Annotated in this window: 12 protein-coding genes; 3 read left to right on the forward strand and 9 right to left on the reverse strand. The window is 54.4% G+C overall.

Annotated features, from left to right (window positions below; genetic code table 11):
- Window positions 1–46 precede the first annotated feature (46 nt).
- The 4 genes from ATY27_RS08370 to ATY27_RS08385 all read right to left on the reverse strand — a co-directional run bounded on the left by ATY27_RS08370 (window position 47) and on the right by ATY27_RS08385 (window position 5,715).
- Window positions 47–2,353 carry a TonB-dependent hemoglobin/transferrin/lactoferrin family receptor gene (locus ATY27_RS08370; protein WP_208933150.1) on the reverse strand — a complete coding sequence of 769 codons (2,307 nt, stop codon included), beginning with the start codon at window positions 2,351–2,353 and terminating at the stop codon, window positions 47–49.
- Window positions 2,354–2,475: 122 nt separating this feature from the next.
- Window positions 2,476–3,909 carry a DUF2271 domain-containing protein gene (locus tag ATY27_RS08375; RefSeq protein ID WP_208933151.1) on the reverse strand — a complete coding sequence of 478 codons (1,434 nt, stop codon included), beginning with the start codon at window positions 3,907–3,909 and terminating at the stop codon, window positions 2,476–2,478.
- A gap of 1 nt (window position 3,910) precedes the next feature.
- Window positions 3,911–4,882, reverse strand: a complete 972-nt coding sequence (locus ATY27_RS08380) for a hypothetical protein (protein WP_208933152.1) — start codon at window positions 4,880–4,882, stop codon at window positions 3,911–3,913.
- A 38-nt stretch (window positions 4,883–4,920) separates the two neighbouring features.
- Window positions 4,921–5,715: a DUF4198 domain-containing protein gene (locus ATY27_RS08385; RefSeq protein ID WP_208933153.1), complete on the reverse strand. Its 795-nt coding sequence runs from the start codon at window positions 5,713–5,715 to the stop codon at window positions 4,921–4,923.
- Between the two features lie 248 nt (window positions 5,716–5,963).
- On the opposite strand from ATY27_RS08385, the gene ATY27_RS08390 reads away from it, so the two are divergent.
- The 3 genes from ATY27_RS08390 to ATY27_RS08400 are packed head-to-tail and all read left to right on the forward strand — an operon-like array spanning window position 5,964 to window position 8,097.
- On the forward strand, window positions 5,964–6,527 hold the full coding sequence (locus ATY27_RS08390) for a nucleotidyltransferase family protein (RefSeq protein WP_208933154.1): 564 nt from the start codon (window positions 5,964–5,966) through the stop codon (window positions 6,525–6,527).
- 54 nt (window positions 6,528–6,581) lie between these two features.
- On the forward strand, window positions 6,582–7,016 hold the full coding sequence (locus ATY27_RS08395) for a hypothetical protein (protein ID WP_208933155.1): 435 nt from the start codon (window positions 6,582–6,584) through the stop codon (window positions 7,014–7,016).
- Window positions 7,017–7,068: 52 nt separating this feature from the next.
- On the forward strand, window positions 7,069–8,097 hold the full coding sequence (locus ATY27_RS08400) for a S41 family peptidase (RefSeq protein ID WP_208933156.1): 1,029 nt from the start codon (window positions 7,069–7,071) through the stop codon (window positions 8,095–8,097).
- Window positions 8,098–8,169: 72 nt separating this feature from the next.
- Here the strand turns inward: ATY27_RS08400 and ATY27_RS08405 are convergent, their stop codons facing one another.
- The 5 genes from ATY27_RS08405 to ATY27_RS08425 form a co-directional block, all read right to left on the reverse strand.
- Window positions 8,170–8,829 (reverse strand): DUF799 domain-containing protein, encoded by a 660-nt coding sequence (locus tag ATY27_RS08405; RefSeq protein WP_208933157.1) that lies wholly within the window; start codon window positions 8,827–8,829, stop codon window positions 8,170–8,172.
- 5 nt (window positions 8,830–8,834) lie between these two features.
- Window positions 8,835–9,206: a DUF4810 domain-containing protein gene (locus ATY27_RS08410; RefSeq protein WP_208933158.1), complete on the reverse strand. Its 372-nt coding sequence runs from the start codon at window positions 9,204–9,206 to the stop codon at window positions 8,835–8,837.
- Window positions 9,207–9,217: 11 nt separating this feature from the next.
- On the reverse strand, window positions 9,218–9,889 hold the full coding sequence (locus ATY27_RS08415) for a CsgG/HfaB family protein (RefSeq protein ID WP_208933159.1): 672 nt from the start codon (window positions 9,887–9,889) through the stop codon (window positions 9,218–9,220).
- A 185-nt stretch (window positions 9,890–10,074) separates the two neighbouring features.
- Window positions 10,075–11,037: a porin gene (locus ATY27_RS08420; protein ID WP_208933160.1), complete on the reverse strand. Its 963-nt coding sequence runs from the start codon at window positions 11,035–11,037 to the stop codon at window positions 10,075–10,077.
- Window positions 11,030–12,346 carry a dicarboxylate/amino acid:cation symporter gene (locus ATY27_RS08425; protein WP_208933161.1) on the reverse strand — a complete coding sequence of 439 codons (1,317 nt, stop codon included), beginning with the start codon at window positions 12,344–12,346 and terminating at the stop codon, window positions 11,030–11,032. The genes ATY27_RS08420 and ATY27_RS08425 overlap by 8 nt, the downstream gene beginning before the upstream one ends.
- Window positions 12,347–12,627: the final 281 nt, after the last annotated feature.

Below are 12,627 nucleotides of genomic sequence, written 5' to 3' on the forward strand. Positions count from 1 at the left end.
CGCTGCAGAGATCTGGGAAGCCAGATCTCTGCAGCACGGTGAGTTGTTAAAAACTTAAGCTCAGGCTGACTTTGCCGTAGCGACCGGATTCCAGATAACGCCGGATGCCGTCGCCACTGACGCCACCACGCACAGCGCCGACCGATTGCGTGACATATTGCAGCCGTTCCCAGCGGTAGTACGCTTTATCCAGCAGATTAAATACACCTGCGGTCAGCGCCAGCTGGTCGTGGAACTGCCATTGCAGGGCCAGATCGCTGACCAAAGCGCTGTTACTCAGATAAGGCGTGGCGGCGGTTTGCACGCCATTGCTGCTGTAGACCCAGGCATCTGAGGCCTGTTTCGCCGCCTGATAACGGTTATTCAGCAGCAGACGCACGTCATCATTGAGTTGATAACCGACACCAAGCACGGCACTCCACGGCATCACACTGAGCAGAGGTTCGCCATTTTGCTCGTCACCTTGTTGATAAGTGGCTGCCCAGTTCAACCGCCAGTTTGCATCCGCCTGCCAGTGACCTTCCAGCTCAACGCCTTTCACCACGGCCGCATCAATGTTCACCGGCATGCTGTACACAGCACCATTTTGTTTGCTGCAGACGCCGCGTACACAACTTTGATAGACAGTGGCTGGATTGAGGGTGAATTGCGCGGTCTGAATCATGTCGCTATAGCGGTCGCGAAATACAGAGAGTTGATGGGCACTGTTTTCCAGTGTCAGTTGATAGGCCAGCTCCAGGTTCAGGCTATGCTCGGGTTTCAGTGCGGGGTTGGACTGTGCCGTCGGCACTGTCACAGTGTTGCCGCTGACCGCTTCCTGCAAACTGGTGGTGCTGGTCTGTAAATACATATCCTCAGTGGTTGGTGCGCGGAACCCCCGGCCAGCCTGCAGACTCAGGCGTTGACGTTCATCCAGCTGATAGTGCAACTGGGCCTGATAGCTGGCCGCGCCAAAATCGACTGCTTTCACCGAGCCGGTTTTGTCCTGATAAGTGGCGGATAACTGCGGGTCATAGTCAAGCTGATCGTAACGTGCACCTAAGCCCAGTGACCATGCTGTGCCGGTCAGGCTCAGATTGTTGCGGGCATAGACTGAGCGCGTGCGGATGGCGGTGACAGGGACAAATGCCGGGTCCACTTCCAGGGTGGCGAGTGTTTTGGTCTGGCCGACAAAACGCCGGTCTATGGCGGCTGAGCTGACCGTTTTGTTTTGTGCCTGCAGACCATAAGTCCATTGTTGCTGCAGCTGGTCATTGCTGAGCTCTTTATCAAAAGCGGCGGTCCACTGGGTTAATTTCTGGCGGAAATCACGGTCTTCTTCGCGGATGCAGGGTGTTACATTTTGCGGACAGGTTGCAGTCACTGTCATCCGGGTCAGGCCGTGGTTGCGGTTGTTCTGCTGGTCAAATTTCAGCTGCATGCTGTCAAACCAGGGCAATCCGGCCAGATATTCATATTGCAGGCTGTGTTTATCGCGTTCGCTGTCGTCAAGACCCGTGCGGCTCAAGTAGGTCTGGTCCTGCCGCGACAGGTTCTGCAAGCTGCTGTCGGACTGGTAGCTGTCGAGGCTGTAGCCGATGCTGTGATCCGGTAACAAGCTGTAGTGCAGTTTCAGCAGCAGGTTCTGGCTTTGCATGCTTTGTGGATCGGCGCTGGTGCTGCCGGGGCCTGTCACTGTGCTGTGGCTGTCATAACTCTGGGTTTCTTCACCATCGCGGTGGGTGTAGACCAGCAGACTTTCCAACCGGCCGGTGCGGGCGGCACCCGTCAGGCTCTGCAGCCATTCGCTGTTGTTACCGCTGTACTGGCTTTTCAGTTTCAGCGCGCCGTCGTCGCCGCTGGCACTGAGAAAGTCGGCCGGATCTTTGGTCTGAAACAGCACGGCGCCTCCCAAAGCACCACTGCCGGCACTGATGGCGTCAGCCCCTTTCAGGATAGTGACCTGTTTTAACGCATCCGGGTCGATGCCACCAAGGCCTGAGCGGAAAAATTCATAAGGGGCATGGCTGTCCGGATCCATGGTTTCCCCCAGTGCCAGGCCGTCGACGGCAATTTTGACTCTGTCCCCTTCAACACCACGGATGTTAAAACCGCTGGAGCCAAAGCGGCCGATATCAGTCAGATTCACCCCAGGCACCATCCGCACTAAATCTGCCAGATTGCTGATTTGCTGCGTTTCGATGTCTTTGCTACTGAGCTGCTGTTGTTTTAACTGTGGACTGGTGTTGAGTGCGGTGGCTTTGACTTCGACCGCATCCAGTGTTTTGGCCGATGCGGCATCCGCGGCCAGTGCCGGAGTGGTCAGCAAGACCGGACTTAATGCCAGCATCAATAATGAATAACGAGGTGACATGATGTATTCCTTATAAATCATATGTTTATTTTGTGATTTAGTTTTTTTCAGGCTGCAGCCAGCCAGACCCTGCTACATAGCAGTGCCGGTTTTTCATCGGATTTTCGGAGTTTCTGCGTGTGTTAGCCGGAAGGGCTGACTCTGGCTATTGGTTGGTCAACGGGCTGGACAGCCAGGTGGTCAGCGCGGTGGACTTTGACCCGGATTTGTCCCAGCTCCCGCTGGCCCTGCAGCAGTAACGGTTGTTGCAGTGGCCAGTGCAGTGGCAGTTTCAACTGCTCACGACCGCCGCCTTCACGTGCTGCTTCCAGATGCAGGGTGTAATCTCCGGCGGGCAAGGGCCTGCCGTCGGCCAGCCGGGCGTCCCAGTGAAACTGATGCAAACCGGATCTGCGCGTGGCGCCGGCCAGCTGGTCAAAGTTGTGGCTGCTGCCGGCCTGACGCCACCAGCTGCGCAGTTCGGCATACCAACGCGGTTGCTCGCCGAGTAACACCAGCTGGGCCTGCCACTGTCCGTGCTGACTGAGCCAGACACTGACATAAGGCCGTTTCGCCGTGCTGCCCTGTTGTGGTAATTCCAGCTGCAGCTGTATTTGCTGCAGTTGCTGATAGGCAGCAGCGGCCTGCAACTGTTGATACCAGCCCGCTGACGGCTGAAACCTGGCAGCTACGGCCGGATCTTGTTGCCATTCGCGCCACAGTGCAGCGTCTCTGTTCCCATAACTGTCTCCAGCACTTTCCCCGTCATTGTGCTGCGCCAGCCATTGCCGGCGCTGTGTTGGGCTGGCGGACACCAGCGCTTGTGCCAGCAACCAGGCGCGGCTGAAACTCTGGCTGGTCACTGCAACCGCAGGCCCGTACTGCACCGGCCAGGCTTCTGCCGGGTACCAGACGAGGTCTGTATGGCTGCGCTGCGACCCGTTCGCTTGCAGTAATACCTGCTGCTGTAACCGGATGGCGGTCAGCGGATTTGTGTCTTGTTGACCAAATGCTGACGCGTCCGCAGCCTGTGTACCGAGCTGTGTCTGCCAGTTGCCAAAGCGCAGCCGCAGGCTGGCTTTTGGCCATGCAGTGCGGACTTTGGCCAGCACATTGTCCAGCAATACTGCCTGGGCAAAGGCTTGCAGATCCGGCAGCAGCCGGATGTCTGCACCACTTTGCTGGAGGATCTGGCGCGCGCTGTGACGCAACTGCACCCGATCCGGCACTTCAGCGGTATTTTGCTGTTGCCACAACTTTCTGGCTGCACCAAAACGGCAGTGATAGCTGCGTTGCTGCTGCCACCAGGCTTCACATTGCTGCCAGGCCTGTTGCAATAACGCCGCATGCGCGGGCCATTGGCCCGTCGCGGCAAATGTTTCAGCCGCTGGCCAGTATTGTTGGTCCTGCAATAGTGCCCATTGCTGCGGCAATTCCTGTGTCAGTTCCTGCTGCAGTTGTTGCTGCTGCGCACTATTGATACCGCTGATTTCAACTGTCAGCGGCCCCGGCAACGTCAACGTTTGCGCCTGAACCCAACAGCTGCCAAGCACCAGCAGACTGAAGATGGCTTTCATCTCAGGGCGCCGTCCGTGTCGCTGCTTTTGGTTTAGACGGCTCAACCGGCACTTGCGCTGTCTCAGCCACAGGCAAGGCTTCTGTCCGGCTGACCAGCCGGTTATGGTCGGTATCCCAGCGGCTGAACATGCGCTGGCCGGATTGATGGTATTCGGCGGCACTTAAAATGCCGTTGGCGTCTTTATCCAGTGCTTTGAAGCGGACCTCGGCCTGTTTCAGCTGCGCGCTGCGGGTTTTGGCGATCTGCTGGTCGACGCGGTCGGTAAATTCCTGCATGTACTCGGCCGGTGACAAATCGCCGTTGTGGTCCGTATCAGTGCGGGCAAAGGCTTGTTGGCGGATCTGCAGATATTCAGCCGCTGACACTGCCCCGTCGTGGTCGACGTCATACATAGCCAGCATGCCGCTGACGCTGTGGGTGGTCGGCATCACCAGCGCCGGCCGGCGTTGCGGCTGTGCTGTAGCAGCGTTTTGGCCGCGACGGGCCGGCGCCGGATCGGCTTTGCTGTCTGTTTTTGAAATCTGGCCATCTTTGTTACTGTCGATAAAAACGAAGGCACTCTGGCCGGACGCCTGGTATTCCGCCGGGCTGATGCGACCATCCTGATTTTTGTCGACCGCGGCAAAACGCACTTCGGTTTGTTTCAGCTGGCTTTTGCGGTCCGCAGCCAGGCGTTGGTCCAGCCGGTCGGCGTATTCGGCCTGATAACCGGCGACGTCGATCTGCGCATTGTGTTGCAGGTCCATCGCGGCCAGCCGTTGCTGGCGGCTACTGAAAAACTCGGTGTGACTGACCTGGCCGTCGTTGTTTTGGTCAAATTCAGCAATGAAATCGATTTTTGCCTGCAGCGTCGGCTGATGGGTGCGCTCGGGCTGGCGGCTGTTGGTCTGTTGCGCTGTGGCGGTCTGTCCGAGCAAATACAGGCTGCTCAACAGTAAAAAATGCCGGATAGTTTTGGGTTGCATCATCATAGGGTTCTCCTGATATCACCTTGGTAGGACTGTGAATTTCATTCCGCCGCTTCAAATACGGCCGTGCTGGTGTAGCTGTAAAGCGGTGCTTTAGCGCCTGGTGGTGCCGCCGCCCGGTGGCGGGCCAACAACAAGTAAGTGCCGGCTTGTGGTGGTGTCAGCGTGAATTCGCCGCGGGCGTTGCTGTTGATTTGCAGTGGCGCGGTTTTGTCCTGACTGGCCTGAGCGCTGGCGGCGCGATGTAATTCCAGTGTGCTGTTTGCCAATGGTTTGCCATCGAGCAGCAACAAGCCATTGACTGGCTGGCCGGCGTACAGGTCATTTGGGTGGCTGATAAACTGCAGCTCCAGCCCTTTGCCGCTGGCATTGAGCGCCTTTTGGTCCGGTTTGCCTTTGCTGATATAGGTTTCGGCGCGGGTTACACTCTGAAAATGCGCTTTGAGTGTGGCACCTTTAGGCAGAACAAAATCTGGCTCCCGGCTGTTTTCGGTTTTACCGTTCAGCACATAGCTATGAAACACAGCGCCAAAGCGCTGACCCGTGCTGTATTTGTAGGTACCGTCGGTTTTCAGTTCATCATCCAACACAGTGCGGCTTTTAACGGCCACCTGCTCTTTTGGTGCGCGCACCATGCCATCCGGCCCGGTCACCTGAAAATCACTTTGATCAAACTTGGCTTCCGGCAGGAAAAACTGCTCGGCGAACGCCGCTTCTAAGCTGACCCAGCCACGCACAGGCTCAAAACTGGCTGGTGCCAGATAAGGCACATGGGCTTGTGCTGGGATTAGTGGCAGCGCGCAGCATAGCGCTAAAAATAAGGGTTTTATTGACATGACAGGATGTTACCTTCTAGTTGAGAATGACTCGCATCTGCATTATTAGATCAAATGAGAATTATTCGCAATAAAAGTGCGCATGGGATCGGATCATAAAGGCCGATCCAGGTTTGATGTCAGCTTCTGGCACAAAGCTACAAATCAGGGCTTTGGTGCTTTCAGCGCAAGGCGGCGGGCATAAAAAAGGTCGATCTCAGACCTCGGAACTGGCAAGCTTCACCACAAGAAACAGCAAAAGGATCCCTATGGACAAGTGGCAAACCAAGACCGTGGCATTGCTGCTGGCGGATCCGTGGCGGATGGATTGTTTGCGGGCGGCGCGGGCGCTGCAATTACCGGACTGGTATCTGGCGGCCGGTTTTTTACGGAACGCGATTTGGGATGCAGTACATCAGTGTCCGCACACGCCGCTCAATGACATTGACCTGGTATTTTTTGACCCGGCAGATCTGAGCACCGTGCGCGAAGTGCAGCTGGAGCAGCAGTTAGCCGCGCAATTTCCCGGCCAGTGTTTTGAAGTGCGCAATCAGGCGCGGATGCATCTGAAACATGGTCATCCGCCTTATCAGCACTGCGGCGATGGTATCCGGCGCTGGGTCGAGCAGCCAACTTGTGTCGGCGTGCGCTTGTTGGACGACGGCAGGCTGGAATTTTTTGCCCCTTTTGGCCTCGCACTGAACTGGTCGCTGCAAGTGGCGATTAATCCTGATTTCCCACGGCCTGAGGTGTTTGCTGAGCGCGTCGCAGCGAAGCGCTGGTTGCAGCTGTGGCCGCAATTGCAGATTAATCTTGAGTCAAACACCTTGTAAACTGCAGGCAGGCCCCCCAAATCGACAATTCACCTATGGCCAGATCAGTTGCGAATGACCGATTCTCACCGCCCACCTTCTGACGACGCTCGTATAGCGGTCGGTTACCGCCGGCAATGGGCCGTGCTGCTTTGTGCATTGTCACTGGTATGGTTGCTGGCCTTTGTCGTCGGGCCACACAGCGGTGAAGAATCGCCAGCGCCATCTGCTGTTGCGACTTTGTGGCAAAGCGCAGCGGATCAGACGGAACCGATGTTGCTGCAGGCGCAAAGTGAACGCAGCAGCCCGCAGTTATTTTTACATGCAAAACAACAACCGCTGTATGTGCTCATTGCTGAACCTGTGCTGCTGTTGCTGCGCCTGCTGGCGTTGTTGCTGCCGGTGGTGCTGGTACTGGCCTGGTTTATCCGCGCCGGACCGAGGCGCAGTTTTCGCCTTGGGCTTTGGCGTGATGCCAATCTCTGCTGTAAAAGTCAGCTGTATCACTGATTTTCTCTATTGCATTTGAAAAGTTAATTTTTTCCAATCAATAGAGGTGTTTATGTCAAATTTCAAACAAAAAACGCCGGTGAAAAGCCGTTGGCGTTTGTTCGTTCTGCTGGTGTTGTTCCTGATCATTATTCTGCAATCCATCGGTGTTCCGGTCGCCGCGCAAACGGCTGTTCCGGATAAGTCTGTTGCAGCGCAGCACATCCTCACGCCAGCTGAGCGCAACACCGCGCTGACGCAGCTGGCCACCGTGTTAGCCCAGCATTATGTGTTGCCAGAGATGGCGGCACAGCTGTCTGCGGCACTGATCAAAGCTGAAGCTGCTGGCAGGTTTAACCATCTGCAGAGCAAAGCACAGTTCGTCGATGAGGTGGGGGATTGGCTGCGTGCCGTTGGCAAAGACGGACATCTCGGGCTGGAACTGACAGCGCAGTACGGCGAAGTCACACATATCCGCCATGAAACCGCTGAAAAACGCCGCAACAACTTTGCCTTTGAGCAGCTCAGTATCCTGCCCGGCAATATTGGTTATCTGAAGCTGAATAAGTTTGTGCAGGCGGATGAGGCTTTTGATGTGGCGTCGCAGGCGCTGCAGTTTTTAAGCCGAAGCCGTGCGCTGATTATCGATTTGCGCGAAAGCGCCGGTGGCTCGCCGGAACTGGTGCGTTATCTGCTCAGCCATTTTGTGCCGGCGGAAACCTTGTTATGGCAGCTGGAAAGCCGAAATACCGATCAACCCGAAGAAGTCAGGGCAAAAGTGTTACTACAAAAACAGCTGCAAATGCCGTTGTATGTATTGCAATCAGCCGAGCAGGTCAGTGCCGCTGAGTTTTTCAGTTACGCGCTGCAGCAGCAGGGCCGCGCCACAGTCATTGGCGAAATCAGTGCAGGTCTTGCGCACTATACTGGCGCGATGGCGGTGACTGACTGGTTGTTTGTGCGGATCCCACTGGCCCGGCCGCTGTTTCCAAAAAGCGGTGATAACTTTGAGCAACGCGGCGTGATCCCTGATATCAAAGTACCGGCAGCGCGGGCGCTGCAACAGGCGTTACTGTTGGAGCAGCAGCGGCAGGCCAAATAAAGCATCCATCCCTGTAGATAAAAAGCCCCCGGGTTCCGGGGGCTTTTGCCGCTCTAATAGCTGCAGGCCGTGCTATTTCACCGGCTTTTCTTTGCCATAAAAGGGTGAGCGCGGGCCATATAACAGGCCATTGTGAATTTGTGGGGATAACAACCGGTTGGAAGCAATGGCGGCGATATCAAAACCGGTATCCAACGCTGTTTCCATGATCTGCGTGACGGCCGCTTCGACTAACATGCCGACAATACCGCCGCCGCCATTGTTGTTCTGTTCACTGCTGGAAGCGCTGGCTTTGCCTTCCCACAGAGTAACGTTAGTTTTGCTGTCGGTTAAGCGTGCTTTGACCACCACCACAGTGTCGCTGGACAGCACGGCATAAGAAGTGCCGTACTCCTCGATGTCGATATACAGCACCGCATCCGCACCAAAAATCTCATTGAGTTTTTTCGGTGCCACGGCGTGGATATCTTCAGCCACGGTCAGGCCATTGTTTTTAAAGGTTTCATTGACCAGCGCTACCGGAAACACATAATAACCGGCTTCGGCCAGCGGCACTGTGACATTGGCCAGCACGCCGTAAGGTGCAATGACCTCGGACGTTTGGTTAGTGGGCGGTAACACCAGAATCGACTTTGGATTACTTTGCTTAAAAGCGCTGTAATCCATCGGCGCCTTCGTAGTCGCACAACCAGCCAGGATCAGGGTCAGCAGCAAAGCTACAGATAATTTCATAGCATTCATGACTGACCTGCCTTGGCGTTTTTCAGTAAAAAGTCGATAAAATGGGTTGATTCCGGGTACAGCTGCTTTTCTTTTTGCAGATAAGCAAGGCCGGTATCGCGCTGTCCGCTTTGCAGATACAGGAAGCCCAGATGCGCGTAAAGGCCAGGGCCTACCTGCAGCTTATTGCGGTTGGTTTCGCGGATAGTTTTTTCCAGTGCTTCGATTTGCTCAGTAACAGCTGAATCTTCGTTTTTAAAGTGTTCGTACACATTCGTTTGGTAAGAACCGTAGTGATATAACGGCTTGGTGGTCTCGCAGCCGGTTAAAGTCGCGATAGCTATCGCGACCATCAACACTGCTTTTGGCGCCATCATTTTTGCGTCCATGCCGGAAAGTCTCACTGCGGTTGCCATTGATTATTACTGATGCCATTGACGAGGTTGTTGACCGCCTCACGTAAAGCCAGATCTAACACTTTACCGTTTAACGTGGCGTCGTAACCGGCACTGCCGCCAAAACCAATCACTTCACGGTTGGACAGGCTGTATTCACCGGCGCCCATCGCGGAGAACACTACGGCTGAGGTTTCCACATCAACAATGTTTAACGCCACTTTGGCATAGGCGATTTGTTCTTTGCCTTTGCCGAGCAGACCAAACAGTTGTTTGTCGCCGGTTTGTTTACGGCCAAATTCAGTGACGTCGCCAGTGACAACATATTTAGCGCCGATCACATTTTGTTTGGCGCCGGCAAACTGAGCTTCTTGTGACAGTTCGGCCATATTGGCGCGGTCCATCACCAGAAAACGATTGGTTTGTTGTAAATGTGTGATCAGAATAGTTTTGGCCTGCGAGCCTAACTGATCGACTTCGGCGTTAAAAATGCCATTTTGGAAATTTGAACGATTTTGGAATTTACCCACCACCAGTTTGCTTTTTTGGCCCTGATAAGGCTGGTAGGCGGCGTTGACTTTTGGTGCTTCGATGGTGCGGGACGATTCGGTGGCGGTACAGCCAGCTAACACCAAAAGGGGTAATGCCAGCGCAAAGGTACGGAAGGTACGTTTCATGTAAATTTCCTTTTTCATTAGAAGTTGCAAAAGAGTAACAGGACTTCTGCAGTTAAACATTGGAAATTTAAACTTCAGCTGAACAAGCGGTGCTTTTCTGTACGGCAACGCCTCTCACGCGGAGATGGCGAAGGGGCCGCCGGTATAAAGCAGGCGCAGCAGGGTTGCCGCGCCTGGTAGACTTGTTAAAACACCCACTTGATGCCGACAGCGGCGGCGCTGTCGTGCTGGGTTTCTAGCTCCAGTTGGGTGCCAAGCAGATAAGCAGTCAGGTCTTTGCGAAGGCTGTAGTCCGCACCCACCGACCAGCTGTAGCCCTCTTCCGCATGCCGGGTACGGCTGTGGTCCTGCATATACTGCAGCTTGTACGCCAGCGCATCGCGCTTTAGCTGCAGTTCTGCCAGCCAGGCATTGCCTTTTAGCGGTTTAGTCTGATGCTCACTATGCTGCCACATCAGGCCGCCGGACAAAGTGCCAAGCGTCGATTCATGCAGCAGCGCATGTGCCAGCAGGCGGTCTGCACTGATGTTATTCAGTTCGTTGGCGCGGGCATAAGCAAGATAATAAGGCGCTTGCTTAAAAGCGGCGTCACCGTAACTGAGGCTCCAGTCATAACCACCAGCAGTTTCGTCACTGGCACCGGTCTGATAAGTCGCGCTCCATTGCCATAACCCCAGTTTTGGGCTTTGGTAACTGACGATATTTTCCAACCGGTCCTGACCGGGCGTCAGCTGCGCCATATCAGCTAAGGTCTCGTTAAATAAGTCGATTTTGCCTTCGGACTTTTTAAACTTAGAGTCGTTTTTACCAAAAGTCAGTTCGCCATAGCTGTTACTGGCGATACCAAAATAAGTATTACGGCTGCCAAACCGATGGCCTTTATTACTGTCGTCCAGGCCATTGACCTGCCATTCGTAGACAACAATCAGCTTTAAGTCGTCAGTTAAAGCCTGATCAGCTTTGAATCCTAGCCGGCTGAACGGCGCTTCGATTTGCCAGCCTTCGTCGGCGTATCGCAGCAGATTGGCGTCGGCATAAAGCGCCTGTATGTCGAGTTTGCCGTAAAAATCCCAATTAAAATCCTTGGCCTGCAGCGGCGCTGCCACTGCAACCAAGCCAGCAACAGTCGTGAATAAAACTTTATGCATTTTGCGCCTCTGTACTGCTGACCATCACCGGGGTTGCAGGCGCCGCCGGGCCCTGCGCCAATTCACGGTCGAGCGTCTCACTATTGAGTTCACCACACCATTTGGCGACGACTAACGTTGCCACGCCATTGCCAATCAGATTGGTCAAAGCGCGCGCCTCAGACATAAAGCGGTCGATGCCCAGAATTAACGCAATGCCGGCCACCGGCACAGAACCCACAGACGCCAGCGTGGCGGCCAGCACGATAAAGCCGCTGCCGGTCACGCCCGCCGAGCCTTTGGAGGTGACCAGCAACACGGCCAGCAAGGTCAGCTGCTGAGTTAGATCCATCGGTGTATCAGTGGCCTGGGCGATAAATACTGCAGCCATCGTCAGGTAAATCGCCGTGCCGTCTAAGTTAAACGAATAACCGGTTGGGATCACCAGGCCGACCGTTGATTTAGTCGCACCGAGTTTTTCCAGTTTGGTCATCATCCGTGGCAGCACCGATTCACTCGATGAAGTGCCGAGCACAATCAGCAGCTCTTCGCGGATATAACGAATAAATTTGGTGATAGAAAAGCCGTGGTAGCGCGCAATAGCCCCTAACACGATAAAAATAAACAGCAGACAAGTCGCGTAGAAAGTGGCCATCAGGCCCGCCAGCGACCACAGTGTGCCGATGCCGTATTTACCGATGGTAAAGGCCATGGCACCAAAAGCACCAATTGGCGCGACTTTCATCAGCATATGCACGATGGCAAATAGCAGTTCCGAGCTTTTTTCGATATAAGTGAACAGGATATTCTGCCGGCCGCCGAGGCGCTGCAGCGCAAAACCAAACAGGATAGAGAAGAACAGCACCTGCAACATGTCACCGCGGGCAAAGGCGTCAAACACGCTGGTTGGAATGATATTCAGCAAGAAATCGGTCACTGTCTGCATCTGGCCGGGGGCGGTGTATTTGCTGATCGATTGCTGATCGAGGCTGGCCGGGTCGATATGCATGCCAGTGCCTGGCTGCACCAGGTTAATCACCACCAGACCAATCACCAGCGCCACGGTCGAGACTACTTCAAAATACAACAAAGCATAACCACCAGTTTTGCCAACCCGCTTCATATCTTCCATGCCGGCGATACCAATCACCACGGTACAGAAAATGATCGGCGCGATAATCATCTTAATCAGTTTGATAAACGCGGTACCGAGCGGCTGCATCGCCGTGCCGGTGTCCGGATAAAAGTGTCCGAGCGTGATACCAATGGTGATGGCGAGCAGCACCTGAAAGTAGAGGCTGGAAAACAGCCGGCCTGTTGCTTGTTTCATCTTGTTCTCTTTTTAAGTTAGCGGAGGAAATCTCCCTGTCGTTTTGACTTAGGCAAAGGCTGGGCCAGAACTTTCATCGTGAATATATCCTTATTTATTAATTGGTTATAATGTTGTTGATATTAGTGGTGTTTGGTTTTGTGTGGATTTTCACACAGGTTGATCTAGCATTTGTCACTTTTTCCGCCGGTGGCGGGCATCATAACTTTGTCTTTTGCGTTGAGACCGCTTAGCAAAGAGTTCACCTAACGGTGAGTCACTTTCTTTTGTTTCAGCAAAAG

The sequence above is a fragment of the Rheinheimera sp. F8 genome, assembly GCF_001518915.1.